The sequence below is a fragment of the Cobetia sp. SIMBA_158 genome, assembly GCF_046566945.1.
Classification (GTDB): Bacteria; Pseudomonadota; Gammaproteobacteria; order Pseudomonadales; family Halomonadaceae; genus Cobetia; species Cobetia amphilecti.
This window is the reverse complement of the sequence record NZ_JAWJYL010000001.1, coordinates 562,837-582,339: the sequence shown is the minus strand read 5'-3', so window position 1 is coordinate 582,339 and position 19,503 is coordinate 562,837. Positions and strand designations below refer to the sequence as shown.

Sequence of the window (19,503 nt, the reverse complement as noted above, 5' to 3'; positions counted from 1 at the left end):
GTCACATGACCAGGAAGTCGTCGTCTGAGAGGGAGTCGAGAAGGCTGGGCGGCTCGACATCGAGGGTGATGGCACGCCCCAACGCCATGAGCAGCGCGATGATGCCGTCGATCTTGTTGTCGGCGGCTTCCTTGCGCGGGTAGATGTTCTCTTTGGCGTCGGCCTTGGCGACCACGTTGCTGGCCATCCAGGTGAGCAGCGGGTCAGCCGGGTGCGTGAAGCGGCCGCCAGTGACGGCGGCTTCCATTTCGCGCATGGCGGGGCTCATGTTCTGGACCGTGTTGCGGTACTCGATGACCGGCGCGCCTTCCTGCATCAGCTGATGGGCGAGCTGGGTGGCCCGCCACGGATCGTAGGCGACTTCCTGCACATCGAAGCGACTGGAGAGATCGAGGATGTCTTGCCGGATGACCTCGAAGTCGAGTTCTTCGCCATCGGTGATGATCAGGTGGCCGGAGTTGACCCAGCCCTCATAGGCAGCGCGGTTGCTGCTGGCGCGCTCGATCGCGCCTTCCGGCAGGTAGCTGCGCACGAAGGCACGCCACTCGACCTTGGCGTCTTCGCGCACCTTGCGGAAGATCAGGCCGATGGCGGCGATGTCGGTCTTGCTAGCAAGGTCAACGCCCAGCCAGCAGGGCTCGCCCTCCATCTGTTCCAGCGACATCGAGTCATCGCCGGCCGCCAGCCAGGTGGCCATGTTCAGCCAGGCGCTGCGTGCCGAGACCCAGACATCGAGGTGCTTGGTCAGGAAGGAGTTCTGGCGACTGGGGTACTGGATGGCGTCGCGCTGCGCCTTGAGCAGGAATTCCTCGCTGACGCTGACACCGAAGTTGGGATTGGCCTTGCGCAGCACGTCCGATGACTGCCAGTCGTCGCCCTCATCAATGGTGTAGATCAGCGCGAAGAGCTCAGGGTTATCGACCACGCCATCGAGCATCTGCTGTGCCTGACGGCGCTTGTCGTAGCAAGGGCCAGCGAGGTTGAAGCCGGCAGTGGTGATGATGAACATCAGCGGCTGATCGCGAGCACCCATGCCGGTCAGCATGGTCTCGTAGAGGCTGGGCGACTGATGCTCATGGAACTCATCGACGATGGCACAGCTGGGGCTCGATCCATCGCCCGGGTCACCGATCATCGGTTCCAGACGGGAGCCGTCACCGGGGATACTGATGTTCTTGGCCATCACCTCGATACCGGCGGCACTGACCAATGCCGGCGATTTCTGCAGCATCAGCTTGGCAGGCCGGAAAACCTCCCAGGCCTGCTTCTCAGTGGTGGCACCACAGTAGACCTCGGCGCCGTACTCGCCATCGGCGGCCAGCATGTAGGTGGCCACACCCGCGGCGATCACTGACTTGCCGTTCTTGCGCGGCACCTCGATGTAAGCCTCACGATAACGGCGCTGACCGTTACGCTTGCTCATCCAGCCAAACAGCACACTGAAGATAAAGAGCTGCCAGGGCTCGAGCGTGATCAGCTTGCGTTCGCGCGCCCACTTGCCCTTGGTGTGAGGCAGAAGCTGGATAAAGGCGCATGCCCGCTCGGCGGCGTCACGATCGAACCGATAGGGAAAGGCGCGCGTCTTGGCCGCCTTCTGTTCATCGACATGACGCTGGCAGGCAAGGCGGACCCACTTGCAAGCGGGTATACGGCCAGCCACCACGTCCCGAGCGTACTTGTTCGCAGCATTGACGTTGGGATAGCTGGCCATTGAGTGTCATCGCTTGTTGCCACCCAGCAGCTCGGCGAAGGGGTTGGCGGCGTCCTTGGACCCGGGCACGGCAAGGCGTGCTCGGCTGGACGGGTCGAGACCGAGTGCGCTGCCGAAGGTCGTCATCTGGCGGGCTGCCTCATTCTTCGCGGTCAGAGCTGGGTTCTTGATGGGGGCACCGGTGGCAGGGCTTTCCAGCACCAGGCCACATTGCTGGATCTCGACCACGGCCTGCCGCCAGGTGGCGTAGGCATCGCAGTAGGCCTCGAGCTGATGCAGGTCAGAGCGCGTCAGAATCTTGGAGCCGACCAACCAGGGCGCGAGCTTGTCCCAGGCATCGCGGCCGATCTCGCATAGCCAGTCGGGTGCCGGCGGGGCTTCATCGAGTGCATCGCCCTCGGGCTCGTCGTGGTTTATGGCACGCTTACCGGCGTTGCCCTGCACCGCCTTCAAGTGGCTTGGTTTGGGCTTGCGACCTCGTGTCATCTGAGAATCCTTCGCGCTAGGCTGATTTTTCAATTTCGCGGGTGTGAGAAAGAAACGTAACGGAACGGTGGCCGGCCCCAAAGGTGGTAGAGATTGCACCCCCTCCCCCCTCTCAGGGCCTGTCGTGGTTGCCTGATCTGGCCAGCAGCGCCTCGCTCGTCGTCTTGGCTTGGTGGCAGACCTTGCAGATCGCCTCGAGGTTGTCAGGGTCGTCTGTGCCGCCCTGAGCCTTACCCACGATGTGATCGACTTCAGTGGCTGGCGTGATGCGATTCATGCGTTCGCATGGCTGGCAGAGGTAGCGATCTCGCTTGAGTATCGCGTTTCGCAGTCGCCTCCATGGCCGACCACCTCGCCCTTGCCCGCCTTGCTTGCTCTTGCACCAGTTGATGGCGCGATCGGCATGCGCTTCGCAGTACCCATGAGAGGCAGTCGTCTTGCCACCACACATGGGCGCCTTGCATGGGCGCGGTGGCTTGATAGGCATATAGAGCCCCTAGCTGACAGGTCGATAGATATTTATATTCTTATTGATGGAACTAATTTAGTGCACGAAGATGCACAAGACCCATCTAAGAGAAAGGAAGGCCGATATGACGACTCCTGAGAGCATCCGTGTAGTCGTTCAAGATAACCAATGGGCCGTGAAACGAGAGGGTAAAGCACTGTGTATTAGAAGCTTTACAACACAATACGATGCGATTGATTACGCACGCGGCCTCGCGGCACGACTGAGAACCAAGCTCGTGATTGAAGCAAGAGGCGGGAACATTTTTGATAAATGCTCTCCATTACTACAGTAAGAACTACACATATATCGAACCACGGCTTTCGATCACAGGAGCCTCTAATGATGCTCGAGCTATACCTCTATCGTTGCTCTGACGGCTGGGCAGTACGTCGTGAGCTCGAGGATGTGCCTCACAAGACATTCGAGCAGGAAGACGAAGCCCGCGAGTATGCTAAGACTCTCGCCCATGTCCTGGGCTACAAGCTCTATGTCATCCGCGACGGGGGAAACGGGCGGGATCGTGTGTTCTGACTGAATCACTCATTCCCCACGTCTTCTGGACCATCGGCCAAGCGCTCGAGAATCGAGGCCGTCGCCGTGCGGTCGGCATTGAAGCGGCGGCGCTGTGACTCATAGTCAGCCAGCAGGCTGAGCAGGTCGCGGTTGGATGCCACTGGCCGATCAGGGGCGGGCAGCGGATTGAGCAGGTAGCTCGGCACTTCGGGTGTACACTGCCACTCAGTGGGCATCACCACTGGCTTGCTCTCGAAGGCGCTGCAGCCACTCAGCAGCAGCGTCAGGCACAGGCCGGTCAGCCCAATCCCCAGTCGGCGCATCGTCTCTCTCCATCCGGCGTGCAGCTGCCCGGGCAGCCATGATTGAGCGGTCATCCAGGGCGCGGCTGGCCTCGCGTGCCTCCAGTGCGACGGACAATCTCTTCATCTGATTGCCATAGTGCAACGCCATCATCTCGAGCCCGCGGTTGACTGCCTTCTCGGTGGATAGCTCAGCCTTGAGGTCATTGGCATGCTGCTCGGCCTTGGTCGCCTCATAGGTCTGCATCGCACCCCAGCCCAGCACCACCGCCATCAGGATGACCTCGAACTTCACGCCTGACATCAGCTTGCGGCCCCATGCCCACGCGGTCGTGATCAGTGCAGCCATCGTCCCAGCACCTTATCGAAGATGGCGTCAGACTTGGCACGCAGCCACTCGACACCGAGGAAAGCGATCGCGGCGCCAATGGCCACGGCCATGTCCTGATCCAAGCCACCCCAGTCCAACAGCGGCTTGAGCGCCAGTGTCAGACCACCCACCAGGGTCGCCTCGAGCACTGACTTGTAGAAGCGGCCACCGGCATGCAGGCCGCGCAGCAGCGCGATCACAAATGACAGCCCTGCTGCATAGAGGTTGGCTTGATACGGCTGCAGCCACTCCAGCAGCATCTGCCATGTCGATGGATCGCGGTGTGGCATATCGGCGGGCTCGTGGTCGTCATCATGCATATGGCCTCCTGCGTCGGTAGGCCCTGCGTAGTTCGTCGTTATCGTTATGCGATGTGGCCGCCAGCACGCACGTACACGCCCAGCAGCTCATCGGTATCAAGCTCACGCTGCCCATAACCTGCCCCTGGCAGGCTCGCCCAGATGCGCCGGCAGGCGTGGATGGCCTCAGCGATGCGCCCGTCATACACCATCCCCAATGCTCGGCACTGGCGGATCAACTGCTTGGCAGCCTCATCCTGCGAGGTTGGCGAGAAGTCCGGCAGGTGGAAGCGCTTGGCCAAGTCATCCCAGGTACGGATCAAGAACTGATAACGTCCAGCAGCAGTCGAGTGGATACCGAGATTCGGCAGCCACACCGACTGGCGGGGATGATCATCGAAACCATCGAAGGTCTTGCCGCCCACCAGCACGTCATAGCCCTCAATCGAGCTGAAGCGTGGCGTGCCCTCGGCATAGGCAATGGTGTCCAGGAAGGCCGCCAGGTTGCTGGCATCATCAGCCGCCGGATCAACAGGCGCATCGAAGCCCACCAGCTCGACCTCATCGAGCCAGTGAGCGGGGGCATGTGCAGGCATGGAGCTCACCGGTAAGCAGATACAAAAAAGCCCCGCCGGATGGCAGGGCTCGCAAATCACATGGAACACACTACGAATATCGTCTGCGGGGATGGCCGTGCTTCAGCGCTGCCTCAGCTACGTCATGAGTGAGCCGTGTAAACTCACATTCCTCGACAACAACATCCAAGACTATTCCCATGTCGTCACACAATTCATAGAGACTCGCCAAGAGGCCTAAGCTCTCCCCTCTTGGCCATCTCCACATGAGTCACACAAATGATGTCATCGAGCATGGCCGCTCTTAGAGGAAAAAGTCCGATTGATACCTCTCGCTTCCTCCAGCCTGCGCGCAAGCTCCTCCTCGTGACAGGCCGAATCTGCTATGTCACTCGTCAGCCCTACGTGTCTATAGCGTTCGAGTAGCTCCGAGAAGGTAAGCTCGTCCCTGTTTCGCTCTTTATTTAGCAAAGCCCCTAGAGCCAGAAGCTCCACAGGGTCAGCCTTAGCCCTTTCGACGAGTCCAGCATCTATGTGATTCATGCTCTCCCCTTGCTCAAAATGCCCCATTAGCGAGGGTGAGCCATATCGGGGGAAAGAGCCAAGCGATCTATAAACGATACATAAACCCAAAAGCCCCGCCGGATGGCAGGGCCTTGAAATGAGCGGTGATCCAGAGACACAAGAATCACACAGTAGCTGAATCGTATCCTCTCGCGGCCACTTTTGCAACATATGGTAGTCAAGCAGCCATTTCAGCCTGTGAAAGCACCATATACAGTAGTGAGCCGCGGCCACGCGCCGCAGTTTTCCGTAGTGCCGTGGGTGACTTGAACGGCGCCACCTCCACCGCCCCAGGCGCCCACCCCAGCCGCGCAAGAATTGCCACCTGCGCCGCCACGGCCTGCGATTGGGTCATCATGCGGGGTGACTGGCAATTATGCACCGGCGGAATGGCATAGGCCGCCAGCAGTACCGCCATGCGCTGTCGATCGGTCAGACGTGACAGCAACGCCGCCGCCATCGTCCGCCACTGGCTTTCCTGCTGATAGCGCTCGGCGGCCTTGCCGACGTGATCCACCAGCCCCGTGCACTCGCCACGCCCTTCCCCCATACCGCCCACCGATGACACCTGATGCCACCCGGCATTCTGGTGGCGCAGCCCGGTGCGATACTCGATCTCTTCCTCGAGCAGCTCATCCAGAGCATGTGCCAACGCCTGCTGACGCCTCACGCCCTCCGGCAGCTTAGCGATCAGGCGAAAAGTCTCCGCCAGCCCCATATCCTCGATCCGCTGCATGTCCCCTCCTGCTCCGTGAGCCTTATGCCGTTGCCTTGCGCCACTCACTGCCATGCGGCATAACTTCTGGCTCACCGGCCACCACCGTCTCGGGCCAGCTCGCATAGGCCACCAGCACCGCCTTGGCCTCATCCACGCCCCTGGCCAGTACCGCCAGATAGCCATTGCCCTCCATCTTCTCCAGCCACTCACGCTGAGACTTCGCCAGGGCGGCATCGTGAGGGGGCGCAGCTTTGAACTCGATGTAGAGCCCGTGATGCCCACCGCGGGCTGTGGCCACCACCAGGTCACTCACTCCAGCCCGCACGCCTTGCATCTTGAGGTCTGCCGCTGTCTTCTTGTTGCGCTTCCCGCCATTGGGGACGTGGTAGACCACACCGCCCAGCAACTGCCCTACCTGCATGCCGTTCTGCTGCTGAGCGTACAGCCAGCGAATCAGCACCTTCTGCTCCAACCCTTCACGATCGATGCGTGGCGCCGACTTGCGGGCTTTACCGGCGGTACGGTTTGGCGACTTGCGGGCCTCAACCTTGGCGGAAGGATGTGTTGCCCAGCTCATTCAGGTCTCCTTTGCGCCGACTGCCAACGTCGGAAGTTGGCGATGATTCGTGGCAGCATCTGGCCAGATCGCTTGCCCTTGTCCATATCGGCAAAAGTCGTGACGCCGCATGCCTTGCAAAGGAAATCCACGCCATCCTCATATTGATGAGTCCCATCCGGAATAGTGTTCTCATCAAGTTTGTAGCGGTAGCGCTTGGCATGATCGAGAAATAGCAGAAAGTCCTCCGTAGCCAGCAACATTTCCGCCATCTGAGCGTACTTGCCGCCTGAATACCCCATCACCCTGTTCCTCTTATCCGAGCACCCTTGGCGTTGTAGTGTGGCCTACCCAGGGCAATGCAGCGCTTGCACGTACCCAGGCACGCCGCCAGCTGATCAACGGCTACACGCCTACCGCAGGCAAAGCAGCGACGCAGGGCTGAACGATTCGGCCGCCTGAAGCTGCCAGCGGGGCGATAGCTCACTGCAGAGCCTCCAGCATGTCAGACTGGGACTTGCCTCGAGCAAGATGCAGCAAGCGATACTCATGGGCCGCACTCCCCCCACGGCGGCGACTCTCCACTCTTACCCCATGATGGCGACGCAGATCTCGCAGGCGGGCGCTGATAGCTGCCTCACTATCCAACCGATCGAAGCGCTTGCGGATCTCGGCGGCCAGCTCATGCAGCATCAGCCATGAGCGCGATTCGCTAAGTGCCAGATAAGTTCGCCCCAGCTGACTTGCGGGGTTATCCAACGCCGCACGTCGTGGCCGTGGGGTTCTGCCAATGTTGGCACCGGTAGTGGTTGTGAGTGCTTGATGTTCATGGTTATCCATGCGCTAACCCTCCCCGCATCATTTTCAATGCCTGGGCAGGTGTAATGCCTGCCAGTTCACCCGCTGCCTTATGGGCCTTTTCCTCCCCCGCCATGACGGCACGTTCTGCCGGTGACAGCTGGCCGTCATGTCCAATCGCCGCTTGCGGCTTGAGGTCATCACCCCGGGCGTATCGCTCCACCACCTGCTGGTAGTACACCCGGAAAGCGCGCTCGTGCTTGTCCATGCGCTGATAACTGGCAGACGCCATGCCGTGAAGGTCCATGTGCTCGCCCGCGGCGGCGATGGCCTCATGCGGGTACGGCTTGCCGGTGAAGGCGTGGTCCTGCAATGCCTGCCAGGCGGTATCGAAGTCCGGCAGGCCCAGCCCCTCGGGTGTCATCTGGCATAGCTCGGCGAACTGCATGGCGCTGTCAGGCGGGAAGGCGTTACCACGCTGTTGGAGTGACTTGGCCGTGCGGGCTTTCTCGGCCTGCAAGCCACAGCGCAGGTGCTGGGCGCTCAGGTGGCTCAGGGCCGCCAGCCACTCGCCTTCCACGTCACAGCTCACCCACTGGCCATTCTCTTCAGTGCCCCAGCCCATCTCACGGCAGCGGCGGTGCCAATGGGCGCCATGCAACTGGGCCAAACGATCGAACAGCGCATCCACCGCCTTCTGACTCACCCGTGGCAGGTCATCACAACCACTCGCCATCGATGACGTCGCCGGACGGCGGCTGGCCTTCGGCTTGTTCACGGCGGCGGCGCTCAATGAGTGCACGCCCTTCAGCGGCTGAGAGTTTCGAGTTACGGATTGGACCAGTTGAGCGACGGCTTCCATGGGTGCCTCCAGCGTTGCGTGCATTGTTGTTCGATGAAGTGTTGGCGTTCTGGCTCATGCGGGCCTGACGGGCCGCTTCTCGCTTGCGGTTCTCACTCACCCAGCCCGCGAACTTGGCGCACCAGGCATGATGCGAATGCCTCCGTCCGGGCTGATCCGCGAAGTGCGCGGTGAAGTCCGCCAGCTCGCCCTGATCCCATGTCAGCGATGGATCACCCCGGCGCAGGGTCTCCGCCTGCCAGTGGGTGTCGTCCGGTCGCCAGTCCAGCGTCATCGGCACCTGACGGGCACCGGCAGTCACTTGCGACTGGCCGTTGTCTGCCTGCTGGGCGGAATTGGCGAAGATGGGATGCTCGGCTTGGCCAGGTGCTGTGGCGGGCTCGGCAGGCGCCTCTTCCTCATCGTTACCGGCCATCAGCGCCTCGAGCTCTTCCGGTGACGGCTCATCGGCGGCTTGCGGTTGCTGCTGGTCATCACCCATGGCAAGGCGGTAGAAGTTCGAGGTCTGACGTCCAGAGGGTGTCTTGCGGGCCACAACCGTCATGACCCCTTGCTCGACCAGCGCCTCAATCGCGCGCTGCACCGTGCGCATCGAACAGGCCATCTCATCCGCTAGGCGACGAACGGACGGCCAGCACACGCCCTGCTCGTTCGCGTAATCGGCCATCAACAACAGCAACAGACGCGGGCCCGCCTTGATCGACTCAGGCATCTCGGGCATCACCTCACGCGCCCAACTCATCGCATGCAGGCTCATGCCTCACCTCCCGCCAACTTCAAGTGACGTGCCGCACGCGCCCGGTGCCACTTCTTGCCGCCCAGCTCATCGCCCTTGTCACCTCGGCGGGCAGCGAGAATGGCATTGCACTTGTGCCAAGTGGCATAGGCTTCGTGGTACTCACGGGCCCGCACCGGCTGCTCATGGCGGATATCTTCTCGCTGAGCAACATGACGACTCGCGCGAGCCATCTCGGCTTCAATACGTGCCGTGCTCATGCTTGCCGTTATCGTCATGCCGTTACCTCGTCACCCTTGGCAGCCATCCCCAGCGACAAGCGCTCATAGCGTCCTGCCTCACTCATGTGGTGGTCGATCGACAGGGATCGGCGGGCATCTTCCTTGGCCGTCTCCCCCTGCCCCTTGCCACACTCCAGCAGGGCCACCACAGCCAGGTGGTGCTGCATGCTCATGCGCAAATCGATCACGCCACCCACCCGCTCACGCTTCTCGATGGCCACCGCCAGTCGATAGGTCTCGGCCTTGAGGGACTCACAACTCCAACCGCGATAGCTGGTCAACATCTGCCTGGCTTCACTCGTCTTGATCGTCATGCCATACTTCCTTGGCGTATTTGAGATGCCCCGTCATGGTTTGGTCGCCGGCGGGGCTTCTTTGCATCTAACGTTTCGTTATTTGCCAACCACCTTCAGCGGCTTACGCATCGCCTGCAGCTGGCCCATCAGGGTGCTCATCTGCTGCTCGATGGCCTTGTGCTGCGCTTCAAGCTGCGCCGCCTCTTTGTCATCTATCTCGCCATCCGCAATCGCCGCCTGAATCAGCGCCGCCATCGCGCCCTGGCCCTGCTGTGCATTCAGTACAGATGCGAACACGTCTCCACGACTCACCTCGCCTTGCCCATAACGCGGCACCGCCACCATCCCCAAGTGATCGAGGAACGGGGCTATCAAACGCATCTGGTGCTCGCGGTCCACGTTCCAGAAGATCCCCACCACATCGATCAGACGCATCGGCATGGGGTCGTCCTCGGCCACCCGGCGGTAAAGTGACTTCACCGACATGCCGATATCGCTTGCCAGCACCTTTGGGCAGCACTCGAAAACCACGTCATGCACCGCATCCAGATAGGTATCCATGTCACGTTCGGGGGCTGTATGACTGTCCATGGTGAATCTCTCCGTGTTCGTTCCGTTTAAGCCGATATGGGCGGCCGGCTATTCTGTGGCTGTCAGGCGGTGTTCTTGTTGGCGGTCCGTAAGCCTTGGGCCAGCGGCGGGCATAGCTTCTCAGCCTTGAACTTGCCCATCGTCAATCGCTCTGCACGGAGTGCTAAAACTGGAGACATCCCATGCTTTCCGCGAACCCATCCAGAAACTGTGCCCTGGTAGACCCCAAGCGCATCAGCAGCCTTGGCCTGAGTCCCAAAGTGATCGACCAAACGCTCGAATATGTTTTTCATCATGCCGCTCCATACGGGAATACCCGTAATCATAAATACGGGGATGCCCATTTGCAAGAGTATGGGCGCACCCATGATAATTACCCCATGGAATTCAAAGATCGCCTCAAGGCCGCCCGAAAATACGCCAAGCTCACCCAAGTGCAGCTTGCTGAGCGCGTGGGCATAGATCAGACCAGCGTTTCCGACCTTGAACGGGGCAAGTCCCGCAAGACTGGGTATGCGGCTGAAATTGCTCATGTACTTGGCGTGAGTGCGAGATGGCTCACGACTGGCGAAGGCGAGATGCTTGAGCCAGGGACTGCCCCCCGTAGCGATGCCAGCGAGCTGGTGCTTCATGAAACTGAGGTCGTGGACGGTGATGAGCCTCTCAGAGATGACGAGGTAGAGATCCCGTATTTCCGCGAGGTAGAGATGGCGGCAGGCGATGGTCGCACTCAAGTCATCGAGAACCACGGCGCTTACATGCGCTTCAGCCTGCCGCGCTTGATGAAGGCCGGAGTAGATCCATCGCTTGCTGCATGCGCCACCGTTTCTGGCGACTCGATGGAGCCGGTGATCGTGGATGGCTCACCGATCGGCATCGACAAGGGATGCCGACAGATTCTGGACGGGAAGGTCTACGCGCTGGACCATTGCGGCATGCTGCGTGTAAAGCGCCTATACCGATTACCCCCGGGGCGTATGCGCGTGGTCAGTGATAACCACATAGAGTACCCGGAAGAGATCTACACTCTGGGTGATCCGGATGCCCCGAAGATCATCGGCCGTGTCTTCTGGTGGGAAACCTTTGCCTAAGAAATCCTCGCACGCACGCGTAACCAGAGAGAGTGGTTCTAATAGGTAGGTTCTAGGTACGACACTGGTGTCCCCCTCCCCCCGACACTGGTGTCACCCTCCCCCCCTGACACTGATGTCATCCTCCCCCTTATTTTTGCTAGACAACCAACCTTTACAATAAAGTCGCCCGCATATCGGGCGTTTTTTGCTTCCACCGTCTGCCGGCAGTGCTAGTCTTAGCAAACCTCATCACTTTGCATGACTCGCAAGGAGGCGAACTCATGTCTACTGCACTAATCGTTTTCTTAACACTTTCCGTCTTCCTTTTGCCCTGGCTAGCCGTAATGCATGCCGCATACTACAAGGGCGTGGATGTCCCCTCGGCCGGCGCGGTGGGTTTCTTCGGCACACCGTTGATGGGCATCCTCTATGTTATCGCCATGCCGGCAGACCCAGTAAAGCTCAAGCGCCGCCGCATGCGGAGCGCCAAGGCCACAGACAAGGAATGCCCGCACTGCCTCTCACTGATCCCCAAGCAGGCCACCATCTGCCATCACTGTGGCCGCAATAGCGCTCTGACCGCCAGCACGCCCGCGCGTGGTGTGAAACCCTCAGCTACACCCCAGCCACAAATGCGAGAACCAGCCCCCATACCGGCCGGTAGCTTCGATTACGCAGAACATGGGGGCACGGACACTCAGGCCGCCGAGGCGTACAAACGGCGGATCGAGAACGCCGACCACTAAGCCCTCGCAGGCCATCTGACCCGCCCACAGTGGCGGGTTTTTTATTGCCTACGACATGGGCGGAAATCCCTCAATCTGAAAAAATACGGGCAAACTCTTGACCGTTAATACGGGCTTACCCATAATAATTCACATCGACAGGGCACACCGCCATCGTCACCGAGTGGATTGGAGCAACCCATGACCGACACCGCCCGCAAGCATCGCTCAGCCATCACACTCGCCGTCATCGTCGGCGGCCTGGTCACGCTCGCCAGCCTCACTCAGCAGAATGATGGCACCCACCAGCTGTCCGCCAGTGAAGCCGAATACTGCGAAATGACCGCCATGTGGCAGGAAGACGCCAAAGCCGGTTTCGTCGAATCCCAGCGCCGCGGCTGGCCGGACTTCCATGGCAATGCCGCCAGCCTCTGCTCCCCTCAGATTACGCATGGTCAGCAGCTTGCCAGTCGCTGATCGGACCTCGCCCCACGGCCAGCAGGTGGTGCCAGTGGTATTGCGAGCATAACCACCCGCAGGTAAGGCGCCGGCGCCAACCCTTCACTGGCGGCCTTACCCCCGACACCTGGGCGAGTGGTGTGACAGCTGGAGAGACAGCGCTTATCAGAGGGCATCGGTGCTACCGGTATCGCCTGATGAGCCCCGAACCGCCGGGAAATGCTCTGCTCTTTAACAATCAGATATGCCCAGCCCGCCCGTAGCGTTTGAGACGTGAGAGGCCGCTGGGAGTACGCCGCCCAGGGCTGTCGAAATACTGGGAATGGTACGGGGCTTTGCCAATGGCAGAGCCCACCCGAGAGTGCACTGGCAAGCCATCACACAGCGCGATGGCTTCCCGTTGCTCTTTCCCTGCAGTGCCTGTGCTTCCCCGTCACGTCCATGGCGGGGCCTTTTGGTACTCCCCTTTTCATCGTGTCTCTCGGCGCATCTTACCCACCCCAACCGGTGGGCCTTTTTGTGCTCACACGCCAGTCTCTTCTGGGGGCTGACCTGTGCGCTCAACCACTCGAGGAGGTCAGTATGACGCTCTTTCTTCGATCTCGGGTCACCGTCGATGGCATTACCGCGACGATGGCGGAACACGCTGAGCGTCTCGGTATCGGGGAAGGAACACTCTTGTCCCGCATGACGCGCTTGGGTCGTCATGACCCGATACTACTGCTTGAGCCAGTCACCAAATCCCGCAAGCCGGCGAAGCCCCAATGCTTGGCAGAGGCTGTCAAAACGCTAAGGCGAAGGCCTGCCGGCCTGTTGGCAACAGCCAAACGACTGGGCGATTACGCCTCACTCAAACAGGCATCACCATGATTCACCCGCTACTCATCGCCGCCACTTGCCTGGCGGCTTTTTTTTCCTGCTCACCGGTGGCTGGCTCGACACATTGCTCACCAAGGATGACTGATATGACCCGCGATCAACTGATGGAAAGCCTGCTGCACCTCCCCCACCCGTGGCCACGCCCTGAGACCGAGTGCAACCTGCCGACCGAGAACGCTCACGGCGATCTCGAGGGTTGGATCAAGGGCCCGAACAATAACGAATGGCACTACACATGGATCGGCGCCCATGAGCGCCGCATCGTCATCACCCGGGAACAATGGGAAGAGGCGCTGCTGGCACACGTCCAACATCTCGAGCGACCAGTCAGCGATGCAGTCGATCCAAAGGCTTGGAATGGCGAAGGCCTGCCACCGGTGGGGAGCATAGTGACGCTCGATTCAGATCACGATGGATACGCAGAAGTCAGGGTGATCGGCCATACACTGCGCGGCGGCAATGTCGTGGTCGAAGGGAAGCGACGTGGCGTTGAAGTGTGCGCTCGGTCTGAGCTACGCCCCATCCGCTCCGATCGAGAGAAGGCGATTGGGGACATGAAGCAGATAACCAAGGCCGCGGCTGACGCTCATAAGCGCGAGCTTCACGGGGCACTGTCGGAAGAGTACCTGCTGGGAGCGCTCTACGACGCAGGCCATCGCAAGGTGAAGTCATGAACGTCATCGACCTCTTCGCCGGTGCCGGTGGATTCAGCACCGGCGCCAGCATGGCCGGCTGCAACGTGGCCTGGGCTGCCAACCACTGGCCAGATGCTGTCGAATGGCACAGCCGCAACCATCCACACGCAGCGCACATCTGCCAGGACCTGCATCAGGCGGATTGGAGTCAGGTGCCCACGCATGACCTGATGCTGGCGTCGCCCTGCTGCCAGGGCCACAGCAAGGCGCGAGGCAAGGCCAGCGGCAACCCTCAGCACGATGCCAGCCGCTCGACTGCCTGGGCAGTGGTATCAGCTGCCGAGTATCACCGGCCGCCAGCCATCCTCGTGGAGAACGTTCCCGAGTTCCTCGATTGGCAGCTCTACCGCCCTTGGGTGCTGGCCATGCAGGCACTGGGTTATGCCGTGAGCCCGTATGTAGTAGATGCCGCTGACCTCGGCGCCCCACAGAACCGCATCCGCATGTTCCTGGTACTCACCCAGTCCGCCCAGCCGCTCAAGCTGAACCTGCCGACACTCGATCACCTGCCGGCCGCCAGCTTCATCGACTTCGAGGCAGGCCGCTGGCAGCCCATCGAGAAGCCCGGGCGAGCCGCCGCCACCCTGGAGCGCGTGCGCGCGGGCCGTGCCACTCACGGTGACCGCTTCCTGATCAGCTACTACGGGAACACCAAGACAGGGCGTTCACTGGATCGCCCCATTGGCACCATCACCACCCGTGATCGATGGGCCATCGTTGATGGCGACCGCATGCGCATGCTCAGCCGGTGGGAATGTCGATCGGCCATGAGCTTTCCTGATACCTACCAGCTGCCGGATAACCACCGTCTCGCCGTGCACCTGCTTGGCAACGCGGTATGTCCCACGCCGGTCAGTCACATCATCAAGGCGCTGCAACAAGCAGCATGAATACCTCCAGAGACACCCCACCAAGCACTAGCACCAGGTCTTGGTGGGAGTCGGCACGCAAGGCATATGGAAGCAGGAATTGAAGGATCACTGGCGCAGCAAAACATGCAGTGTCACCCCGAGAAGCTCAACCGATTCGAGAATTTCCGCATCTGAACTATCAAGCACCAGCTCTGACAGCGCTCATCTAGCCGCGAGCATACGGCAAAGATTGATGAGGTCGATGTCTACAACTATCAAGATGCCTAGATGACTTAAAGGGTTGTGGCCCATAAAAGCGTATCAAGCTGGTGTCGGCCAATAATAAGCGGCCGTACTACATAGCATGCCGTTGATCTCGAACGAGCAGAAGGACCGATTTCACGCGAAGGCGCTAGGAATGGTGGCAGTAAAATCGACTAAATCTTGTTGCCATCCCATCAGCTGTCCCATGTTCGGCACCAAGGCTCGCGCAAGAGGCGAGCCTTGGAAGGACTTGATCACTTTTGGTTCACGACATTCGGCCGAGAGTAAAACCATCGATCGCGGCCATCTTACCACGCCAAGGAACTCCGCCTACGGGGATGGAGCTGTCCCCTATAAAGTATCGGGCGCCACTTAAATGAACGAACTCATAGCCGGCAGATTCATCTTCTTCACTTGATGAACCATTTGGAAGATCTCCAAGCATACTCAGCGAGTCCAGTATACCAGAAGCCTCCTCTTTGAAAGTGCTATTAAAAGGCTTTCGAAGATCACTTATAACCTCCTCATAATATCTCTTTTGAGAAACCAAATTACCGGTAATAACAATACCATTAACATTGAGTGTTACGCTCATCGTAACATTAGCCTCAGCCATTTTGACTAACAGATTAAGCAAAACATCATTCTTTTCTAGCTGAGTAGACATAAGATCCCTCTTGGATTCGATAGCTTAGAAGTAAGCCAATTACACTTATTAGACTTGCGTAAAAAATATAGCAGACCATTCAGCAGCCACCTATAAATAAGTGTTTTTTTCCTAGAGGGAGACAGATGCAACAAGTATCGCAAGCAACGTGGGAGCCGCCAGCGCATAGCCCATGCCCCCAGTGTGGTGGCAGCGGCACATTCCATGGCGTCTTCCATCGCTCACCTTGTGCCCACTGTCACGGCACCGGGTACGCCGCAGAGGATGGTGAAGCACTGCCACTGGAAGACCTGATCGTGATGATCAGCAAACGACGAGATCACTGGCGCCGCAAGTACACATTGATGATGCAGGTGCCCGGTGTGCAAGACGCGATGGCCAATCATGCCACCGCGCAAGAAGAGCAGGCCTTGGGCTACAGCTCGGGCCGTTATCAAGGTGACTAGACAGGAGATGACCATGACAGACACAGCCACTCACCAACCGCTGCGCTTCCTCCGCACCCGTGAAGTCTGCGAGAAGATAGGTCGCAGCCGCTCATCACTCGAGAAGCTGCTGGTAAAAGACCCCGACTTCCCGCGCCCCATCAAAGATGGCATTGGCCGAGCATCGACCAACTATTGGTACGAACATGAGATAGAAGCATGGATGAGCCAATGGGCTATGCAGTTACGTCCCGCTGACGACGCTTGAACTTGTCCCGCTTAGCCTTGGTCATGCCGACTTCCAATGCTTCAAGGTAGTCGGCATACCACTGCATCATCTTCCGCCTCTGCTCAAGGTACGACGCCTGGTTGTACACGCCCTCCAACCCGATCGGCTTGTGCGCAAGCTGCATCTCCGTCCACTGTAACGGCCACCCATGCTCACTCAGCAGCGTCTTGGCCGTGTGACGGGCTCCATGCCCCGTCATCCTCTCCTTATACCCTGCATTCGAGAAGCAGCGATTGATCGCAGCATCCGACAGGACAGGTAGCTTTGCCCCCTCCCCAGTGAATACATACCTCGATCGTCCAGAAAGAGGACGCATCTCTTCAAGCGCTTGCAGTGCTTGACGGCACAATGGCACGACATGATCGCGGCGCATCTTCATTTTCTCCGCAGGGATATGCCACGACTTGCCTTTGATCTCTCCCCACTCCATCCATCGAACCATGCCTGGCCGCGATGACGTCCACACAACCATCCAAGCAGCCAAGCGAGTAGACCGGCGGCTGGTCGTCATACGCAGTGCACGCAAAAAGTCTGGTAGATCTTCTTCCAGAAGATGAGGGCGAGGTTTGGAAGCTGGTGCCGGCGCTGCTACATCCAGCAGATTGGAAGCTGGATTATTCTCGCAGTAGCCGTGAGCAATGGCGAAGTCGAAGATCCGGCGCAGAAAAGCCCGGGACTTCTCGGCGATATTGAAAGCCTTGCGGGCCTCAATACCTTTCTGAACGCGCACGCAGTCAGCTCGGGACACATCAGCAACTGCCATATCTCCCAATGCAGGCAACGCATCATTATCGAGCCAATGCCTCATCTTGGTCAGCGTCTTGGCTGACCTCCCCTGCATCTGCTTGTGCTCGTACCACTGCTCCGCGACAACCCCAAAGGTCCGGACACCACCGCCCCCTCTGAGGTGCTCCCGGGGATCAATGCCGTCGGCTACCAATTCGGCAATCTGGATAGCTTGGGCTCGCGCTTTCTTGGCCTTGGTGTCCGGGTAACCCCCCACTCCCATGAACGACCACTTTTGCGTGATCGGGTGTTTGTAACGAACCTCCCAGCGCTTGCGGCCAGATGGCGACACGACGAAGTAGAGACGGTCCAGGCCATAGGCCTCGCGATACTCACGCGCTTCTGGCTCGAGGGTAGACAACACGGTGTCTGCAAGCGGTCGCCGCTTGATAGCATCACGCTTCATGTATGGTGCCCATGTATGGTGGACCCTCACCATACACCACACCATACACGGGCCTCTAGAGTGAATACATGTATGTATATACAGTATTACGGACACAAGATAGGTAAAACAATGAGTTACGAGAATATAAGAGGAGGGTAAAGCAGGGAAAAAGAGGGGCTTGGCGCCCCCTGCAGGAGTCGAACCTGCGACCTGCCCCTTAGGAGGGGGCCGCTCTATCCAGCTGAGCTAAGGGGGCGTAGCGAGCCAAGCTACTGTATTTATTGGGATTTCTGAGAAAAATCAATTTTCTGCTTGTCTCCGATTGGTAACAGATTCACCATTTAGGGGCTAAAAGTGGCGCTAAAGTGGAGCTAGTAGCTCCACATCTGGAGCTACTAATATAACGAGCCAAAAGATCATTCCCCTTGGCCGTTAAGAACATTTCCCCATAGCCCCACGAGGCTCCCATGATCGCAACAGAGAACGCCATAGAGGCGCTGCGCGCCTCTGGCCTCCAACAGTGGAAGACCGTCTACAGCCCGCATGGCACCGGGCTTTATCTGCGACTGAAGGCTGCCGGCGGCAAGCAGTGGTTCTATCGCTATCAGCTGAACGGCAGGAGGAATCAGATGTTGATTGGTCAGTATCCCGAAATGTCCCTCTTTGACGCCCAGATGCAGCACGGCAAGCTCGCTGAGCAGGTGAAGGGCGGACTTGATGTGTTGGCTATACAGAAGCAGGAGAAGGTGAAGGTGGAGCGCCAGGCGAAGAAGGAGCGCCTGGGCACCATGACAAACGAAGACCTCTTTGCTGACTGGCTCGTCTCCTACACGCACAGACCCTCGGAGAAGACGCGTAGGCCGCCGACAGCGAAGACAGTGGCCCGAACCCAGTATCGGTGGGATAGATACGTCAGCCGCGAGTTCAAGCGCCAGACTCCCTCCAACACGGCTCGGCATGACGTGAACAAGATGATCTCTGCCGCAGCGAAGCGATCCCCCGAGGAAAGCCGGAAGCTCTTCACCAACATCAACATGATGTTCGAGTATGGCGAGGAAATTGGCCTGATCGACGACCGCCCTACTATCGGCATTCGAGCAGCCAGGCTTGGTGCGACAAGCTCGAAACCCGCCGAGCGATTCCTGTCATTGAAGGAGGTTGGGGCTGTTCTCAATTACCTTCTGCGTCACACCGGCATCAAGGGCAATGATCCGCATGCAGCCCCGACACGCACCAGCGAAATCATGTGCCTCTGTCTGATTTTTGCCTTCTATACAGGTCAGCGCCGAGCCGATGTCTACTCGGTGAGATGGCGCGATATCGACTTCAAGAATCGCCTATGGACGATTCCGGCTGAGCAGTTCAAGTCACGTCGCGAGCACCAGATTCATCTCAACGACACGGCCATTGAAGTGCTCAAGCGGGCAATGATCCTTGGGGAATCCGGCACAGGCTTTGTCTTTGATACCGGCCGATATGTGAGTGAGGAGACGCGGCGACCTGACGCCCTGAATCGTGCGCTTGGCCGGATACTCAAGCGGAAGGACTTGGGGATGACGATCAAGCACTTCTCCCCACATGACGTGCGTAGAACGTTCGCTACGCTCGCTGGAGAGCATTTAGAGTATCCGCAGGAACTGATCAAGAAAACGCTTGGGCAGCTTCCAGAGGATCGCTTAGTGCTGATCTATCAGAAGGGAAAGCAGTGGAACAAACAGATTGAAGTTTGGAATGGGATTGGAGAGCTTTACGACGGCGTTCTCGAATAACAGGCAAAAAAATAGGGGACACGTTCATGTGTCCCCTTCTCCCATACAACCGCGCGACTGCGCC

The 19,503-nt window shown here is 59.1% G+C and carries 30 protein-coding genes and 1 tRNA gene; 10 read left to right on the top strand and 21 right to left on the bottom strand.

Annotation, left to right across the window (positions count from 1 at the left end; all coding sequences use genetic code 11):
- Position 1: 1 nt before the first annotated feature.
- The 3 genes from R2R70_RS02700 to R2R70_RS02690 all read right to left on the bottom strand — a co-directional run bounded on the left by R2R70_RS02700 (position 2) and on the right by R2R70_RS02690 (position 2,648).
- Positions 2 to 1,711 carry a terminase large subunit gene (locus R2R70_RS02700; RefSeq protein WP_410977198.1) on the bottom strand — a complete coding sequence of 570 codons (1,710 nt, stop codon included), beginning with the start codon at positions 1,709 to 1,711 and terminating at the stop codon, positions 2 to 4.
- A 6-nt stretch (positions 1,712 to 1,717) separates the two neighbouring features.
- Positions 1,718 to 2,197, bottom strand: a complete 480-nt coding sequence (locus tag R2R70_RS02695; protein ID WP_054557049.1) for a phage terminase small subunit P27 family — start codon at positions 2,195 to 2,197, stop codon at positions 1,718 to 1,720.
- 112 nt (positions 2,198 to 2,309) lie between these two features.
- On the bottom strand, positions 2,310 to 2,648 hold the full coding sequence (locus tag R2R70_RS02690) for an HNH endonuclease (RefSeq protein WP_410977323.1): 339 nt from the start codon (positions 2,646 to 2,648) through the stop codon (positions 2,310 to 2,312).
- A 106-nt stretch (positions 2,649 to 2,754) separates the two neighbouring features.
- Here R2R70_RS02690 and R2R70_RS02685 point away from each other — a divergent pair, with 106 nt between their 5' ends.
- Together R2R70_RS02685 and R2R70_RS02680 are read left to right on the top strand one after the other, a co-directional pair.
- Complete coding sequence (locus R2R70_RS02685) at positions 2,755 to 3,000, top strand: DUF2188 domain-containing protein (RefSeq protein WP_410977197.1); 246 nt, start codon at positions 2,755 to 2,757, stop codon at positions 2,998 to 3,000.
- A 47-nt stretch (positions 3,001 to 3,047) separates the two neighbouring features.
- A complete protein-coding gene (locus tag R2R70_RS02680; protein ID WP_410977196.1) occupies positions 3,048 to 3,239 on the top strand; it encodes a DUF2188 domain-containing protein in 192 nt (63 codons plus the stop codon).
- A 5-nt stretch (positions 3,240 to 3,244) separates the two neighbouring features.
- Here R2R70_RS02680 and R2R70_RS02675 read toward each other — a convergent pair whose 3' ends face one another.
- From R2R70_RS02675 to R2R70_RS02605, 15 genes are all read right to left on the bottom strand, one after another.
- Positions 3,245 to 3,463, bottom strand: coding sequence for a hypothetical protein (locus R2R70_RS02675; RefSeq protein WP_410977195.1), 219 nt, complete (start codon positions 3,461 to 3,463; stop codon positions 3,245 to 3,247).
- Positions 3,447 to 3,872, bottom strand: coding sequence for a hypothetical protein (locus tag R2R70_RS02670; RefSeq protein WP_410977194.1), 426 nt, complete (start codon positions 3,870 to 3,872; stop codon positions 3,447 to 3,449). Before R2R70_RS02670 ends, R2R70_RS02675 begins: the two co-directional genes overlap by 17 nt.
- Positions 3,860 to 4,213 (bottom strand): phage holin, lambda family, encoded by a 354-nt coding sequence (locus tag R2R70_RS02665; RefSeq protein WP_144726159.1) that lies wholly within the window; start codon positions 4,211 to 4,213, stop codon positions 3,860 to 3,862. The genes R2R70_RS02670 and R2R70_RS02665 overlap by 13 nt, the downstream gene beginning before the upstream one ends.
- Before the next feature lie 44 nt (positions 4,214 to 4,257).
- Positions 4,258 to 4,788: a glycoside hydrolase family 104 protein gene (locus R2R70_RS02660; RefSeq protein WP_410977193.1), complete on the bottom strand. Its 531-nt coding sequence runs from the start codon at positions 4,786 to 4,788 to the stop codon at positions 4,258 to 4,260.
- Between the two features lie 264 nt (positions 4,789 to 5,052).
- On the bottom strand, positions 5,053 to 5,310 hold the full coding sequence (locus tag R2R70_RS02655) for a hypothetical protein (protein ID WP_410977192.1): 258 nt from the start codon (positions 5,308 to 5,310) through the stop codon (positions 5,053 to 5,055).
- Between the two features lie 199 nt (positions 5,311 to 5,509).
- On the bottom strand, positions 5,510 to 6,067 hold the full coding sequence (locus R2R70_RS02650; protein WP_410977191.1) for a hypothetical protein: 558 nt from the start codon (positions 6,065 to 6,067) through the stop codon (positions 5,510 to 5,512).
- A gap of 22 nt (positions 6,068 to 6,089) precedes the next feature.
- On the bottom strand, positions 6,090 to 6,626 hold the full coding sequence (locus tag R2R70_RS02645; protein WP_303569994.1) for a VRR-NUC domain-containing protein: 537 nt from the start codon (positions 6,624 to 6,626) through the stop codon (positions 6,090 to 6,092).
- On the bottom strand, positions 6,623 to 6,907 hold the full coding sequence (locus tag R2R70_RS02640) for a hypothetical protein (RefSeq protein ID WP_084208170.1): 285 nt from the start codon (positions 6,905 to 6,907) through the stop codon (positions 6,623 to 6,625). The genes R2R70_RS02645 and R2R70_RS02640 overlap by 4 nt, the downstream gene beginning before the upstream one ends.
- Before the next feature lie 181 nt (positions 6,908 to 7,088).
- Positions 7,089 to 7,445 carry a hypothetical protein gene (locus R2R70_RS02635; RefSeq protein WP_176493366.1) on the bottom strand — a complete coding sequence of 119 codons (357 nt, stop codon included), beginning with the start codon at positions 7,443 to 7,445 and terminating at the stop codon, positions 7,089 to 7,091.
- Positions 7,438 to 8,181 (bottom strand): replication protein P, encoded by a 744-nt coding sequence (locus R2R70_RS02630; RefSeq protein WP_410977190.1) that lies wholly within the window; start codon positions 8,179 to 8,181, stop codon positions 7,438 to 7,440. Before R2R70_RS02630 ends, R2R70_RS02635 begins: the two co-directional genes overlap by 8 nt.
- On the bottom strand, positions 8,123 to 9,022 hold the full coding sequence (locus tag R2R70_RS02625; protein ID WP_410977189.1) for a DnaT-like ssDNA-binding domain-containing protein: 900 nt from the start codon (positions 9,020 to 9,022) through the stop codon (positions 8,123 to 8,125). The genes R2R70_RS02630 and R2R70_RS02625 overlap by 59 nt, the downstream gene beginning before the upstream one ends.
- The gene (locus tag R2R70_RS02620; protein ID WP_152965445.1) at positions 9,019 to 9,279 is read right to left on the bottom strand and encodes a hypothetical protein; all 261 of its coding nucleotides are present in this window, start codon (positions 9,277 to 9,279) and stop codon (positions 9,019 to 9,021) included. The genes R2R70_RS02625 and R2R70_RS02620 overlap by 4 nt, the downstream gene beginning before the upstream one ends.
- Entirely contained in the window at positions 9,276 to 9,596 is a 321-nt protein-coding gene (locus R2R70_RS02615) for a hypothetical protein (protein ID WP_054557037.1), read from the bottom strand. Before R2R70_RS02615 ends, R2R70_RS02620 begins: the two co-directional genes overlap by 4 nt.
- Before the next feature lie 78 nt (positions 9,597 to 9,674).
- Complete coding sequence (locus R2R70_RS02610) at positions 9,675 to 10,139, bottom strand: phage regulatory CII family protein (RefSeq protein ID WP_410977188.1); 465 nt, start codon at positions 10,137 to 10,139, stop codon at positions 9,675 to 9,677.
- A gap of 92 nt (positions 10,140 to 10,231) precedes the next feature.
- A complete protein-coding gene (locus R2R70_RS02605) occupies positions 10,232 to 10,462 on the bottom strand; it encodes a Cro/CI family transcriptional regulator (RefSeq protein WP_054557097.1) in 231 nt (76 codons plus the stop codon).
- Between R2R70_RS02605 and R2R70_RS02600 the strand changes: the two genes are divergently transcribed.
- The 5 genes from R2R70_RS02600 to R2R70_RS02580 all read left to right on the top strand — a co-directional run bounded on the left by R2R70_RS02600 (position 10,352) and on the right by R2R70_RS02580 (position 14,890).
- Positions 10,352 to 11,260 (top strand): XRE family transcriptional regulator, encoded by a 909-nt coding sequence (locus R2R70_RS02600; protein ID WP_410977187.1) that lies wholly within the window; start codon positions 10,352 to 10,354, stop codon positions 11,258 to 11,260. The two genes, R2R70_RS02605 and R2R70_RS02600, sit on opposite strands and share 111 nt — an antisense overlap.
- A 263-nt stretch (positions 11,261 to 11,523) precedes the next feature.
- A complete protein-coding gene (locus tag R2R70_RS02595; RefSeq protein ID WP_410977186.1) occupies positions 11,524 to 11,988 on the top strand; it encodes a hypothetical protein in 465 nt (154 codons plus the stop codon).
- A 180-nt stretch (positions 11,989 to 12,168) separates the two neighbouring features.
- Positions 12,169 to 12,444 (top strand): hypothetical protein, encoded by a 276-nt coding sequence (locus R2R70_RS02590; protein WP_410977185.1) that lies wholly within the window; start codon positions 12,169 to 12,171, stop codon positions 12,442 to 12,444.
- 947 nt (positions 12,445 to 13,391) lie between these two features.
- Complete coding sequence (locus tag R2R70_RS02585; protein ID WP_410977184.1) at positions 13,392 to 13,979, top strand: hypothetical protein; 588 nt, start codon at positions 13,392 to 13,394, stop codon at positions 13,977 to 13,979.
- Positions 13,976 to 14,890 (top strand): DNA cytosine methyltransferase, encoded by a 915-nt coding sequence (locus tag R2R70_RS02580; RefSeq protein ID WP_410977183.1) that lies wholly within the window; start codon positions 13,976 to 13,978, stop codon positions 14,888 to 14,890. Before R2R70_RS02585 ends, R2R70_RS02580 begins: the two co-directional genes overlap by 4 nt.
- A 490-nt stretch (positions 14,891 to 15,380) precedes the next feature.
- On the opposite strand, the gene gvpU is transcribed toward R2R70_RS02580, so the two are convergent.
- Complete coding sequence (gene gvpU, locus R2R70_RS02575) at positions 15,381 to 15,782, bottom strand: gas vesicle accessory protein GvpU (RefSeq protein ID WP_410977182.1); 402 nt, start codon at positions 15,780 to 15,782, stop codon at positions 15,381 to 15,383.
- A gap of 296 nt (positions 15,783 to 16,078) precedes the next feature.
- Here gvpU and R2R70_RS02570 point away from each other — a divergent pair, with 296 nt between their 5' ends.
- Complete coding sequence (locus R2R70_RS02570) at positions 16,079 to 16,228, top strand: hypothetical protein (protein ID WP_215824070.1); 150 nt, start codon at positions 16,079 to 16,081, stop codon at positions 16,226 to 16,228.
- Positions 16,229 to 16,241: 13 nt separating this feature from the next.
- Positions 16,242 to 16,475, top strand: coding sequence for a helix-turn-helix transcriptional regulator (locus R2R70_RS02565; RefSeq protein ID WP_248379218.1), 234 nt, complete (start codon positions 16,242 to 16,244; stop codon positions 16,473 to 16,475).
- On the opposite strand, the gene R2R70_RS02560 is transcribed toward R2R70_RS02565, so the two are convergent.
- The gene (locus tag R2R70_RS02560; protein ID WP_410977181.1) at positions 16,444 to 17,688 is read right to left on the bottom strand and encodes a tyrosine-type recombinase/integrase; all 1,245 of its coding nucleotides are present in this window, start codon (positions 17,686 to 17,688) and stop codon (positions 16,444 to 16,446) included. The two genes, R2R70_RS02565 and R2R70_RS02560, sit on opposite strands and share 32 nt — an antisense overlap.
- Before the next feature lie 161 nt (positions 17,689 to 17,849).
- Positions 17,850 to 17,926, bottom strand: a tRNA-Arg gene (locus R2R70_RS02555).
- A 211-nt stretch (positions 17,927 to 18,137) separates the two neighbouring features.
- On the opposite strand from R2R70_RS02555, the gene R2R70_RS02550 reads away from it, so the two are divergent.
- Complete coding sequence (locus R2R70_RS02550) at positions 18,138 to 19,439, top strand: tyrosine-type recombinase/integrase (protein ID WP_410977180.1); 1,302 nt, start codon at positions 18,138 to 18,140, stop codon at positions 19,437 to 19,439.
- Positions 19,440 to 19,503: the final 64 nt, after the last annotated feature.